The following is a 13,252-nucleotide window of genomic DNA, read 5'->3' on the forward strand; positions in this document are numbered from 1 at the left end:
GTTCCTGCTCGTCGGGGTGCCGTACGTGGTCTGGACCGTGCTCTATGCCGGCCGCGGTCTCCTCCAACAGCTCTCAGACGGCCAGATAACCGCCGCTTTGCGCACTCTTGGCTATGACTTAATCACCGGCGACGCCTGGTATCACCTGTACTTCCTGCTGGTCACCCTGCAGGCATACCTGCTGTTCCCGCTGCTGGCCCGTCTGGTGCGGCGCACCGCCGGGCACCACTGGTCGCTGCTGGCAGGAAGCGCACTGCTCCAGATCGCCATCCTGACGGAAGTCCACTACGGGCGGCCGTGGTCCGGGGTGGCCGGCGTGCTGGAGCAGCACTGTTACGAGCTGTTCGGGATGTACCAGTTCTGGCTCGTGGCCGGTGCGCTCGCCGCGGTCCACGGCGATCGCTTCCGCGGCTGGGTGAGTCGACACATCGGGCTCTCGGTACTGAGCGCGGTACTCGCCGCCGGTGCCGCAGAACTCTGGTACATGATCGCACGACATCACGGACAGTCGCCGTTCGACGCCGCGTCGGTCTTTCAGCCCATCATGGTGCCATGGGGATCAGCGAGCATCGTGGCCCTGTTCGCCCTGGGCTCGGTGTGGCAGCGCAGGCGACGTCCAGGCCGGCTGGACTCACTCATACGCAAGGGTTCGGAGCTGTCCTTCGGCGTCTACCTCGTGCATCCGGCGATCCTGGTAGGTGTGCTGACCGTCCTTCCCCACGCCCTTCCCCCACCGTGGTCAACCCTGCTGGCGATGTCCACGACCCTGGTGCTGTCGACGGCGCTGGTCGCGCTCTGCCGGCCCACGCCGCTGAGCCTGGTGGTGTCCGGTCGGCCCCGACAACGGATGACAGGCTGACCTGCGCATGACCTATCGACGGGGGAATCTTCTGCTGGCCGCCACGGCGGCGATAATACTCATCGTCACCATGGCAGAACCTATCGTCCACGTAGATCGAAAACAATCAGCCGTGGCAGCCGCATCGGTCACCCCCAGCCAACCGTCTACCCCACCGCAGGATGCAACCAGCAAGGCCACGATCACAGCCCAGCCGCTGATCAGCCAGAGCACGCGGACGATCACGATGGGTGGGCTGCGACGCGTCTATCTGTTGCTGCGACCGGTTGGATCCACGCAGCGGCTGCCGCTGGTGGTACTTCTGCACGGTCGCGGCCTGACACCGACCGCGATGGTGGCGCTCAGCGGCCTGAGTCCGCTCGTGGCCGACGGCCACGCGATTCTTGCCGTACCCGCAGGTCTCGACCGGTCCTGGAACGCCGGCGCCGACTGTTGTGGCACGGCGGGCCGGTCACGACCGGACGACCCCGCCTTTGTGCGCGGTGTCGTCGCCGCGGTGCTGCACGGGGAGCCGGCCGACGCACATCGGGTCTACCTCGTCGGCTACAGCAACGGCGGAAAGCTCGCGCTTCGGATGGCCTGCGAGGACCCGTCCGCCTTCGCCGGGGTCGCGACATACGGGGCCGTACCGCTGGTACCGTGTGCGCGAGGACGTGCGGTGTCGGTACTGCTTGCCGCCGGTACCGCCGACCAGGTGCTGCCCTATGACGGAGCTCTCCTGGCACGACCACCGCTGATGTCGATGGCCGCCGCGGTCGCACTCTGGCGTGAGCGGGACGGCTGTCCCGCACGGCCTGCGACCACCCGCCGGGTGGGTCCGGCTGAGATCATGATCTGGCGCGAATGCCGGGACCGTGCCGCTGTCGCCGCCGTCACCTACCACGACGTGCCACACTCCTGGCCGGCACCACCACGCGTACCGGCCGCAGCCAGTGCCGCCACCGTCATCTGGAGCTTCTTCGCCGGTCTGCCGGACGTGCCGGCCCCGCCAAACCCACCCGCCGCCACGGTCGCTCGCTCCGCCACCGGACCAGCGTGACCGCGCCGCGACCGGCCATCGGCGCATGCTCAGGCCGCACACCCTGTGGACTGTGGGATACGAACCGTTCGTGATCACACGATTTTCGGCTCTACGTGTCGAGATGAGAAACAAAGATTCCGATCAGAATACGGCCGGCCAGATGTTCACTGGGTTCGGAGAAGTGGATGCGGTTGCGGTGACGCTCCAGCTTCGCATGCCACTCACAACGCAGCGTATTACCCTCGTAAATCACCTCACGCTGGCGCATCAACCGGTCGCTGCCCCTGGTTTTCGGGCTCTCCGGTGAGAGTTCGAGGCGGTAACGGCCCATCGCGGCCTGGATCTCGTTGGGTTTTCCCTTGCATCCGCTGTACTCGTCAACAAATCGATCGTTCAGCGCAGCGAGTACGGCGACTACCCGGTCGCGCAGTACCGAGTAGGATCCTTCGAAACGGTTGAATGAAAGACTTGGATGAAATACGAGATCCGGAAAGGCGCGTCGACCCAACTCGAAGAATTTACCCTCAGGTACGTTTTCAAGCGCGAATAATCGCCGCCAGAACTCGGGCAGCTTCGCTGGATCGCAGAAAAAGAACACCTGGCTTTCGCCGTGGTCACCGCGCACAGCCAGAGTTCCTCGACGACGGATGGAACCTGGAAAAAGCGCGCAGGCGACACCGAATCCACTCATGATCATAAAAGATGCGTAGGCCACCGAAAGCGCCATGATAGGATCACTGCCGTCGATGCTTACGGTAGCATCAACATTCGGAATCGCCTCATCGTCCCATTCCGGACATCGTGAAAGCTGGCTGTACGCAAGAACCAGCGTGTCCCGGTCGACCTCCGATGGATACTCGCGGCACAGGAACTGGTAAACCTCGCACTCGTCCAGGCACCGGACCGCTTCCCACATGGGAGCACAGGAGACTCCGAGGCTGTCCTCGTCGCGAAGCGTCCGTAAGGTCTCGTTGAACTCGTCTAAATAGGCCTCGATCTGGGAATCGGACAGTCCCCGGAAATCGAAGCTCACCTCGTCGAGGACGACACGGGGACCACTAACCTTTTCCGCGCTTCGCACGGGCCAGCCTCCCCAGGTCGTTCTCGATCTGGTCAAAAAATCCTGTCGGCCAACTGGTGAGCCCACCACGACCCGTAAGTTCGATGGCCGTGGGATGACCATCGGTACCCTCACCGAAAAAATGCACGATCACCCCTCGGGACTCGAGAACCCGGTCCTCCATGACGGCCAGACGGATGCCGTTGATCAAATGATCACTATGGGTTTCCACAATCACCTGTGCACCACTTCCCGCCACCTGGCCCAGGAAGCGACCGAGCCGGGACTGACCGGCGGGATGCAGGTGGGCTTCGGGATTCTCCACGACCAGTACTCCGCCTGTCGGCATCAACAGACCAGCGACGATGATGGGCAAGGCGTAGGAAAACCCGAAACCCATGTTAGTGGGTCTGATCTGCTCGCCCACCACCCCGGGCTCCTGGAAGCGGATCAGACTCGCCGTGATCCCCGCCGGCCATTGTGCGGTGATCCGGATCGGCCGGATGACCTCGGACGCCCAGGTCTCGACCTGGGTACGTAGCGTGGTGACGCCTTCCGCCCCGGTACTCGGATGTCGAAGTAGTTCACGAACCTCGCTGGTCTCGTGCAGGGCCAGCGCTTGTGCCGTGTATTCACCGCGGACCCCGACACCGACCCGATCCCGATCTTCGGCGGTGACGTCCAGCTGATCCCGAGGCCCGAGCCGTTCGGCGTTGAGGTAACTGAACGAGACGCCGTGACCGGTGAGCAGGTCCGGGACATCCGCCGGACGGTCACGAACCAGCAGATTCAACGCTCTGTCGTCAGGCACGTCAAACAAATACCGGTGGGGGACCTCACCGACGTCGATGCGAATTTCAATCTCCTGCCTCACGGCTTCGGGATGCAGGACGTCAAAAGCCTCACCAAACGCCAGTCCGTACGGTCCGTTGAGCTGTACGACACGAGCGCCGGCATTCTCCGCCACCTGTCGGGCGAGTAGCAGAGCCTGGATGGCGGTGCTCTTACCGGTACCGTTCAGACCGGTAAGAACAGTGAGTGGTCGAATTTCCAGCTCGACTGAGACGAACCGTTTGAAATTTCGGATCGCAAGAGTTGCCGTCACCGGCCCACCTGCGCGGTCAGGGCTGCGCGGTCTGGGCTGCGCGGTCAAACCGTAGCCGAACCTTTCTCGGGTCTCCCGTCGAGGTCGTGATGGCATCGATATAGGATCGATCATCGGCCATGATGTCCCGCGCCGCGGTCACGATCAGATTTTTGCGCCTCATCAGATCGGCGAGGTCGTACCGACCGAGTACGTAGGACCAACTCTCGAACAGTGGACGGTTGATGGGGTTCCTGGCGTTCACCCCTCGGGACCATTTCCGGAATGCATGTTCGCCGAAAACGTCATAGCTTTTGATCATTGCCTCACGAAAGGCATTATGGAGCTCCGCCAAACGATCATCCGGAACCTCCCGTGGGTTGTCGAGCATTGTTGTCGTGGTATCCAGAAAAGTATCCATAGAGCCGTCCGAGACATAGCCGTCAACACCACGCAGACAAAAGGCACAGTATCTGAGAACCACTTCTCGATCATCCATCCGGATGTGATCACGGAAACGTTCGCCAGTGGCGCGGTCGAATTCCGGCGTATGCGTGCACTGTTTGAGAAAGCTCCGGCTCCGCTCCTTGCTCATGCAGTGCCGGATCTCCTGGGCATTAAGCGGAGTACCACCCGTGTTGATCCGCTTGAAAATATCGTACTTGACTCCCGAAGGCGTGCTCGGATCAATGACGTGAACTACGATCTGTGCATTGTTGATCCTGCGTTGCAGTGCCGGTATGATCTCGTCGAAGCGCTTCTTCTCTGCCGATTTCAGATATTCGAGATCAGTCAATATGAACGCCTTCTTACGGACATAACTGTGCACGGTGGACAGCCGCTGCAGGCCGTCCACAACACGCATCATCCCGTTGCCGTCTTCAGCGAAATAAAATGCCGGCAGTGGGATCTGCAACAAGATTGACTCGATAAGACGTGACTTCTGCCGGGCCTTCCAGACCGTGTTCCGCTGGAAGTCGGGCGCCAGCTCCAGATCACCGTCATCAATCAGATCGAGAACGTTACGCAGCGAGAACTGCTTCGTACCGACCCGGATGTCATCCGGATTCCAGGGCCGGGCTGTACCGGATTCCTCGTCGTCCAGCTCAACCTCGACTCCGGTGGGCGCGTTGTCGAAGTACTCCTCATGAACGTCGATGCCGTCCTCCGCCATGTCGACGCATCCTCCGGATCTGTCTGGGTCCAGCGCCGATCCTACGAGGCCGTCCTTCGACGAACCGGACCTGGCGGCTCCCACATCCTGGTGCCCCGGAGCACAACCTCGACCTCCGGTCGAGTGCCACACCGACCGCCGCGGACCGTCAGAGCCCAACCGGGTGCGGGTAGCCGCGAGGGTATCTGTTGTCCAGGTGCCCTCGCAGCCACCTCGTCGTACTCAGACGACGTGCAGATTGATCTTTGTGTCATGCGCGTCCGCAAGGGCGGACACGTCCGACGGATCGCTCGTGACAACCGAACGCCCCTTCGTCGCCGCGGAGACGACAACCGCCGCGTCCACGACGTCCGATTGGTCAGCCTTTGCCAGGAGCGTCCCGCAGGCTCGCGCGCTCTCCTCGGAGAATGGTTCGATGTCACATCCCTTGAGCAGGCGAGACAAGTTCGGCTGTGGGCCACCTCGCCAGACCTGCGCCAGCACGGGCGTCGGAACAATCGGCCGAACGTCATGCTCCAACGCCTCGATGTGCATGGCCCACACCTTGTGGTCCGATCGCTCCGCAGCGACGAGCGCACCCGCGTCGTAGATCAGACCCTTCATGAGATCACCCCCAGCTCGCGCAGGACGCGGCGGGCATTCTCGCGTGCCTCGGCGGGGATGGGGCCGTGCTCGGCTTCGTACTCACGGACGGCCGCAAGGCCCTCCTGGATGCCGATGTGGTGATCGATCACCTGCGACATCCAGGCCGACAGGCTGATGCCCCTGGCCGTCGCCGCCGCCCGTGCGGCCGTGAGGACACGTTCGTCCAGGGATACGGACACCTTCGCGACAGCCATGCCGTCATCGTAGTCGATCTGTTCGTACCAACGGTACGAACACGCAACCGACAGCTCCCGCGTCGGTCGCTCCAGAACCATGGTCATTGCGGTCCCTCCACCAGAAGATGGCCGATCTTGCTGTGAAGCAGCCTATCGGCCAAAGTAGGAGAATTTATCCGCAAAGTGCACATAAGGACCACAGAAACACGTGGCGCGACCGGGCCCGGCGGGAACGGAGCCGCCAGGAAGGGGCCCGGACGGATCAGCGCAGGCGCTGGGCCACCTCGGTCGCCCAGTACGTCAGGATGATGTCCGCGCCCGCCCGGCGGACCGCCGTCAGCGTCTCGGTGATGACGCGCTCGCGGTCGATCCAGCCGTTCGCCGCCGCCGCCTCCACCATCGCGTACTCGCCGGACACCTGGTAGGCGGCAACTGGCACCTCCACGGCGGCGGCGACCGCCGCCACGACGTCCAGATAGGCCAACGCGGGTTTCACCATCACGGCGTCGGCACCCTCGGCGATGTCGAGGGCGACCTCGCGCAGGGCCTCACCGGCCGAGCGGGCCGGGTCCTGCTGATAGCCAGCGCGGTCACCGGACCGCGGTGCGCACTCGGCCGCGTCGCGGAACGGACCGTAGAAGGCCGAGGCATACTTCGCCGAGTAGGCCAGGATCGGCACGTCCGCGTGGCCGGCTGCGTCGAGCGCCGCGCGGATCGCGCCCACCTGGCCGTCCATCATCCCGCTCGGCGCCACCACCTGGGCACCGGCGCGGGCCTGGGCCACCGCGATCGAGCCATACCGAGCCAGGGTGGCGTCGTTGTCGACGTCACCGTCGTGCGTCAACAGGCCGCAGTGGCCGTGGTCGGTGTACTCGTCCAGGCACAGGTCCGTCATGATGACCATGTCGCCGCCGACCTCCGCGACAAGATCCGCGAGAGCAAGTTGCACGATGCCGGACGGGTCATCCGCGGCCGAACCACGCCCGTCCTTGCTCGCGGGAACGCCAAAAAGGATCAACCCACCGACGCCGGCCCGGGCCGCCTCGACCGCGGCCTTACGCAACGACTCCCGGGTGTGCTGCATGACGCCCGGCATCGAGGCGATGGGCGCCGGGGTGGCGATGCCCTCCTTGACGAACATCGGAAGCACCAGGTCCGCCGGATGTAACCGCACGTTGGACACCAGCCGCCGCAGGGCTGTACCACGGCGCAGCCGGCGCGGTCTGGCCAGCGGGAACCCGGCGCGACCACCAGCGCCCGGCAGTGCGGTCACCGCCGGGAACCTCGCCGGGGCTTGGGTAGCCGGGCTGCGAGCGGACCGACCTTGCCCAGTTCCTCACGGTGCTCGGCGGCGAAGTCGGCCAGTGCCTGCACCAGCGACGGGATGGTCGCCTCCGTCGCCTGGACGTCGACGCGCAGGCCCAGTTCGACCGCGGTGGCCGCCGTCTGCGGGCCGATGACCGCGATCACCGTGGTCTCGTGCGGCTTACCGGCGATCCCCACCAGGTTACGCACGGTCGAGGAGGATGTGAACACCACGGCGTCCACCCGGCCGCCCTTGAGCGCCTCCCGGATCGGAGCCGGCGGTGGCGCGGCGCGCACCGTGCGGTACGCCGTGACGTCGTCGACGTTCCAGCCACGGTCCTTCAGCCCGGCGACCAGGGTCTCGGTGGCGATGTCCGCCCGGGGGAGCAGCACCCGGTCAAGCGGGTCGAACACGTCGTCGTACTCGGGCCAGTCTGCCAGCAGACCCTCGCTGGACTGCTGGCCGGACGGGACGAGATCCGGCCGGATTCCGAAGGCGCGCAGCGCATCTGCGGTCGCCTCACCGATCGCGGCCACCTTGACGCCGGCGAACGCCCGCGCGTCCAGGCTGCGTTCCTCGACCTTCTCCTGGACGGCCCGGACCGCGTTCACCGAGGTGAAGGCGACCCACTGGTAACGGCCCGACACCAGGCCGGTGATCGCACGTTCCATCGGGGCGGCTGTCCGCGGCGGCTCCACCGCGATCGTCGGTACCTCCAGCGGACTCGCGCCGTGCGAGCGCAGCAGGTCCGAGAGGATGGCCGCCTGCTCCTTGGTCCGGGGCACCAGAACCGTCCAACCGAACAGCGCCCGTGACTCCCACCACGACAGCTTGCCGCGGGCCGCGACCGCCGGACCGATCGACATGACCACGCATGGTGCGTTGGCGATGATGGGCGCCGCATCGGCCTCGATCCGGTCCAAGGTGGAGGAGACCGTGCGCTGGTCGGTCGTGGTGCCGTCCACTGTCACGGCGACCGGTGTGTCGCCCGGGCGGCCCTGCTCGACCAGTGCCGCCGCGACCTTACCGACCTCGTTGGAGACCGCGGTCACCACCAGGGTGCCGGGCGCCTGGGCCAGCGACACCCAGTCGACCTCCGAGCCGGGCACACCAGCGGCGCCCAGGCCCGCGCCGATCCCACCGAGACCGAGCGACGCGCCCAGCGGCGATGCCGTAAGGCCTGCGCCCCCAAGACCTGCGCCCCCAAGGCCCGTTCCGCCCAGGCCGGACCCGCCCAGCTCAGACAGACCGCGCCCGCCGAGACGACTGGCCCCGAACGTCGCCGAACCCAGCGGCATGCCCGGCGTGTCCGCCGCCGGAGTGATGGTCGGCTGCACCCCGCTGGCGGAGAACACCCCCGCTGTGCTTGCGAAGGTGACCGGAAGCCCGGGCGCGACCCCCGAGTAGGCGGCAACCGCCGCACCGGTGGGAATACCCGGCACCACCCGGAAAGGAATCTTGGCTTTGGCCAGCGCCTGCGCGTCGGCGATACCGATCCCGGTGAGCCACGGATCCGACGCGTACAGCCGGACGACCCGTTCCCCCGCCCGGGCCCGCGCGACGACCACCGCGGTTGCCGCGTCCGCGTCCATGATTGGTTTCGCCGGTTCGGTATCGCCGATACGCAGCACCTCACCGGCAAGCGTGGCGACAATCTCTGGAGCGACATCGGGATCGACAATCACCGACTCGGCGCTGGCCAGCGTCTCGGTGGCAAGAACGGTCAGCAGGCCGGGATCGCGTGGGCCGGCTCCAACGAGAGCGACCGGGATCAGAGGCTTTTTCGTGCGGCGGGTGGCCATGATCAGAAATTTCCCATCAACGTCTGTGCTCCAGCGGACAACATCGCGTCCGCGAGGCGCTCTCCCAGCGCCTCCGGGTGGTGAGCGGGCCCGGTGACCACGCGCCGGAGAACACCGTTCCCCTCCGGCGACGCAACCACCGCCCGTAGCCGGATGACACCGGCGGCCATTGCTCCCTCGGGCGCCACCGCAACGTCGGCAAGAGCGCCGACCGGTGCGCTACAACCGGCCTCGATGGCAGCCAGATAGGCACGTTCAGCGGCAACAGCCGTGCGCGACAGTGGGTCGTCCAGCACAAACCGTAGCAGCTCGGCGAGAGTGACATTGCCTCGGTACAGGTCGGCCCGATCGAAAACACCGTCGAGCACGTCGGGATCACCCGCGCATTCGATCGCCAGCGCACCCTGCCCAGCAGCCGGCACCATCACATCCGCATCCAACACCTCGGTCACCGCGTCCAACCGGTCCAGCCGGTCCAGCCCGGCATGGGCGAGTACAACCGCGTCGACCGCTCCGTCGATCGCCTTCTTAATTCGCGTGTCGACGTTACCCCGAATCGGGACGACATTCAGCCCGAGGCCCAGCGCACGCAGCTGCGCAGCTCGCCGGGGAGACCCGGTACCGACGGTGCCGCCGGGCCCGAGGTCGCTCAACTTCCGCCCACTCGGCGTGACGACGACATCACGAGGGTCCGCGCGGGGCGGGACAGCCGCGATCACAAGCCCGTCCGGGGTCGCTGTCGGGAGGTCCTTCAGGGAATGGACGGCGAGATCGATTTCACCGGCCACCAGCGCTTCTCGCAGCGCGCTTACAAATACGCCGGTCCCGCCGAGCTGACTGATCGCCTCCTGGGAACGGTCGCCGGCGGTCACAATGTGCACCAGTTCGACCTGACGGCCCAGCCGCTCCCGCAACCAGCTCGCCACCAGGCTGGACTGCGCGAGTGCGAGCGCCGAACCCCGCGTGCCCAGCCGCAGCGCATCCCTGCGCCCGGTGGGTCCCGGGACGGACTCTCCATCCGGTCGACCTGGTCGACGGTTTCCGCTCGTCATGGTGCCTCTCGTAGCTCGGGTGCGGACACGACGGCCGGGGCCTCCCGAGGAAGGTCGAACAGCTCACGCAGCGCCTCGGCATAGGTGTCGCCGCCGGGGGACGCAGCGAGCTGCTGCACCCGCACGGTCGGCGCGTGCAGAAGTTTGTCCGCCACGCGCCGTACCGTCCCCTCCACCATCGCCCAGTCACGGGGGGAAAGGTCGGGCAGGCGGGTCTGCAGCCGGTCGAGCTCCTCGCGCACGACAGCCGCGGCCTGCGCCCGAAGTGCCACGACGGTCGGCGCGACCCGATGAGCACGCCGTCGATCAAGATAGGTACCGGTCTCGGACGCCACGAGCGCCCGGACCGCCTCGACGTCGCTGGCCACCTGCTGGCCGTCAAGGGCGCTCCGCAGGGTGTCAAGATCAATAAGGGTGACGCCCGGAAGATCGCGGACAGTCACGTCGATGTCCCGGGGAAGAGCGAGGTCCAGCAGGACCAGTGGCCGCCCGCCCCGACGGACCATCGCCTCGGCGATCGCCTGACGGGTCAGGATCAGCCCGGCCGCACCCGTCGATGTGATCACCAGATCGGCCCGGTCCAGTTCCGGTGCCACCTGCGTCAGCGCGACCATCTCAGCCGTGTAGACCTCGACGATTCGCCGGGCTCGCGCCGGGCTACGGTTCGCGACCACGAGTTCGGCCGCACCGGCCCGCCGCGCCACGGCCGCCGCCAGCGCTCCCACGACCCCCGCACCCACCAGCAGGACCCGACGCCCGGCAAGCGCGTCGATCGCGGGCAGCGACTCGGCCAGCGCGGCCCGCTCTGCGGCGCCCTCCCAGACAGCCGCGGCCATGCCCACCCCGACCGACACGATCGACGCTCCGGCCGAACCGATCGCGGTCTCACTGTGTGCGCGCTTGCCCACCCGCAACGCCGTCTGGAACAGACCGCCGAGAGTGGCTCCGGCGCTGGCCTCGACCTGGGCCGTCCGAAAAGCCGCGCGCACCTGCCCGAGGATCTGGGTCTCCCCCACCAGCATCGAATCCAGGCCACAGACGACGGAGAACAGGTGGCTGACAGCCCGAGCCTCATGGTGGACGTACAGATGCGGCGCAAGATCGGAGAGCTCTGTCCCGGTGATCCGGGTAAGTTGGTCGGAGACATCGGCAACGCCGCCGTGGAAGGTCTCCACTTCGGCGTAGATCTCGGTGCGGTTACAGGTCGACAGCACCACGGCCTCGGCGACGCATGCGGCCTGGCACAGATCGTGGAGCACTTTCGGCACATCGTCATCGGTGACCGCGGCCATCTCCAGGATGGACGTCTGCGCCGTCCGGTGGTTGAGGCCCACGGCCAGCAGGCTCATGATCCGTCACTCCCGGCGGTGCCGACAAGAGGGCTGCCACTGTGGGTTTGCCGCGGTGACGGCTCAGTTGGGGCACGTGTCATGACCGCGATCCGGGAGTCGGCGGGCCCGTCCTGGCGGCCGGCGCGACTGACTGGCGAACCGATGTCGTCCGAACCGATCTCGTCCGAACCGATCTCGTCCACGGAGCAGCCAGGACGCTTGCGAGCCTCGTGGAACGACAGGATCTGCAGTTCCACCGCGAGATCAACCTTGCGCACGTCCACTCCCGCTGGCACCGACAGCACAATTGGTGCGAAATTGAGGATACTCGTCACTCCCGCCGCGAGGAGCCGGTCGCACACAGCCTGCGCGGCGGCGGCCGGTGTACAGATCACGCCGATGGTCACCCGCTTCAGCTCGACCAGGGCCTCCATCTCGTCGAGCGGGCTCACCACGACACCACCGATCGACTCGCCGATCCGGCGGGGGTCGACATCGAGCAGTGCGACCACGCGGAAGCCGCGGGACTGAAACCCGCCGTACCCCGCAAGGGCGTGGCCGAGGTTGCCGACCCCGACCAGAAGCACCGAACGGTCCTCGGTCAGACCGAGTTCAGCGGCGATGCGGCTCAGCAGGAGATCCACCCCATAGCCGACGCCACGTGTCCCGTACGAACCAAGATGGGACAGGTCCTTGCGCACCTTCGCCGAGGTCACGCCGGCCGCCGAAGCGAGCGTCTCGGACGACACAGTGTGCACCCCCCGATCGGCAAGCGAGGTAAGGACCCGCAGGTAGAGCGGGAGTCGGGCGACTGTCGCCGCAGGCACCGGCGAGCGGGCACGGCCGGCCGAAACGGCCCGGCGAAACTCGGTCATGTACGGCTCCCGCACCATTTTGAGGCGCCCGGCTGCCGGCGACGCCTGCCGTCCGCCAGCAGTGCTTCACAGTCGAACAGCAGTGCTTCACGGTCGAACGACGCCGGTAGACGACTGTCCGGGTGAGTTTACGACTTCGTGAAGGCGTTCACGAAGTCGTTGTGATCTTGCGCTCAGGTCGGCTGCCGGCCCACCATCGAGCCCGGGGTCCCCCGAATGGTCGCGAAGCGGCTATGTGGGGAAAGGCCCCCAGCGACCGCCGGCCAGAGCACGCCGAAGGCGGGGCTCCTCGACCCGCCAGTAACCGTGCTCCCGCCCGTCCACAAGAATCACCGGCACCCGATCACCGTAGGCTTCGACCAGATCGGCGCGAGCATCGACATCGACCTCCTGCCACTCGGCACCCACATCGCCAGCCACCCGAGCCACCGCGATCCGTGCGTCGTCACAGAGATGACAACCGGTCCGGGTCAGCAGGGTGACCCGGACGCCTCCCGGCCGACCGCTCACGCCAGCGCCCGACCCCGGCCCGCACAAACCCGCACCGCTACTCCGATCTTCGTAGCCCGACCCGTCAAAGTAGATCTTTCAAGTGGCCCAACACCATCACAAACACACTTCCCCCAGACCCATAAGACAACCACACATCTTCACCTCACCATGCACGCCCGGTGCCGGATCGTTGGCTAGACTCGGCTGTCCAGGGTCCTTGGATGGTCATCGCCGGAGGCGCGAGAAAACCATGATGGCGCCTTTTCCGGCCGGACCGCCCAGGGGCGACAGACGTCCGGACGATCCCGGTCTCGAACAGGTGACATCCCGCTTCAGTCAGCCTCGTTGATCGTTCGGAGCCGAGTATGCCCGCCG

General features: G+C 66.3%; 13 protein-coding genes. 2 read left to right on the forward strand and 11 right to left on the reverse strand.

From position 1 onward, the window contains the following. Together U9983_RS11405 and U9983_RS11410 are read left to right on the forward strand one after the other, a co-directional pair. A partial coding sequence (locus U9983_RS11405; RefSeq protein WP_322753983.1) for an acyltransferase occupies positions 1–859 on the forward strand: 859 nt, incomplete at its 5' end. Positions 860–971: 112 nt separating this feature from the next. Next, positions 972–1,898 carry an alpha/beta hydrolase family esterase gene (locus tag U9983_RS11410; protein ID WP_322753984.1) on the forward strand — a complete coding sequence of 309 codons (927 nt, stop codon included), beginning with the start codon at positions 972–974 and terminating at the stop codon, positions 1,896–1,898. A gap of 91 nt (positions 1,899–1,989) precedes the next feature. Here the strand turns inward: U9983_RS11410 and U9983_RS11415 are convergent, their stop codons facing one another. The 11 genes from U9983_RS11415 to U9983_RS11465 form a co-directional block, all read right to left on the reverse strand. After that, entirely contained in the window at positions 1,990–2,961 is a 972-nt protein-coding gene (locus U9983_RS11415; RefSeq protein ID WP_322753985.1) for a hypothetical protein, read from the reverse strand. Further along, positions 2,939–4,045 carry a DUF3696 domain-containing protein gene (locus U9983_RS11420; RefSeq protein WP_322753986.1) on the reverse strand — a complete coding sequence of 369 codons (1,107 nt, stop codon included), beginning with the start codon at positions 4,043–4,045 and terminating at the stop codon, positions 2,939–2,941. The genes U9983_RS11415 and U9983_RS11420 overlap by 23 nt, the downstream gene beginning before the upstream one ends. Positions 4,046–4,061: 16 nt before the next feature. Beyond that, positions 4,062–5,198, reverse strand: coding sequence for a DUF262 domain-containing protein (locus tag U9983_RS11425; RefSeq protein WP_322753987.1), 1,137 nt, complete (start codon positions 5,196–5,198; stop codon positions 4,062–4,064). Positions 5,199–5,420: 222 nt separating this feature from the next. Further along, entirely contained in the window at positions 5,421–5,801 is a 381-nt protein-coding gene (locus U9983_RS11430) for a twitching motility protein PilT (RefSeq protein WP_322753988.1), read from the reverse strand. Continuing rightward, the gene (locus U9983_RS11435) at positions 5,798–6,124 is read right to left on the reverse strand and encodes a hypothetical protein (RefSeq protein WP_322753989.1); all 327 of its coding nucleotides are present in this window, start codon (positions 6,122–6,124) and stop codon (positions 5,798–5,800) included. Before U9983_RS11435 ends, U9983_RS11430 begins: the two co-directional genes overlap by 4 nt. Before the next feature lie 157 nt (positions 6,125–6,281). Continuing rightward, complete coding sequence (gene hemB / locus U9983_RS11440; RefSeq protein ID WP_322753990.1) at positions 6,282–7,292, reverse strand: porphobilinogen synthase; 1,011 nt, start codon at positions 7,290–7,292, stop codon at positions 6,282–6,284. After that, positions 7,289–9,127 (reverse strand): uroporphyrinogen-III synthase, encoded by a 1,839-nt coding sequence (locus tag U9983_RS11445; RefSeq protein ID WP_322753991.1) that lies wholly within the window; start codon positions 9,125–9,127, stop codon positions 7,289–7,291. Before U9983_RS11445 ends, hemB begins: the two co-directional genes overlap by 4 nt. 2 nt (positions 9,128–9,129) lie before the next feature. Continuing rightward, the gene (hemC, locus tag U9983_RS11450) at positions 9,130–10,179 is read right to left on the reverse strand and encodes a hydroxymethylbilane synthase (RefSeq protein WP_322753992.1); all 1,050 of its coding nucleotides are present in this window, start codon (positions 10,177–10,179) and stop codon (positions 9,130–9,132) included. Then, the gene (locus U9983_RS11455; RefSeq protein ID WP_322748489.1) at positions 10,176–11,528 is read right to left on the reverse strand and encodes a glutamyl-tRNA reductase; all 1,353 of its coding nucleotides are present in this window, start codon (positions 11,526–11,528) and stop codon (positions 10,176–10,178) included. The genes hemC and U9983_RS11455 overlap by 4 nt, the downstream gene beginning before the upstream one ends. Then, a complete protein-coding gene (locus U9983_RS11460; protein ID WP_322753993.1) occupies positions 11,525–12,385 on the reverse strand; it encodes a redox-sensing transcriptional repressor Rex in 861 nt (286 codons plus the stop codon). Before U9983_RS11460 ends, U9983_RS11455 begins: the two co-directional genes overlap by 4 nt. Positions 12,386–12,616: 231 nt before the next feature. Further along, complete coding sequence (locus U9983_RS11465) at positions 12,617–12,895, reverse strand: glutaredoxin family protein (protein ID WP_322753994.1); 279 nt, start codon at positions 12,893–12,895, stop codon at positions 12,617–12,619. Positions 12,896–13,252 lie beyond the last annotated feature (357 nt).

It is taken from the genome of Protofrankia sp. Cas3 (assembly GCF_963555955.1).
In the GTDB taxonomy this organism is placed as follows: domain Bacteria; phylum Actinomycetota; class Actinomycetes; order Frankiales; family Frankiaceae; genus Protofrankia.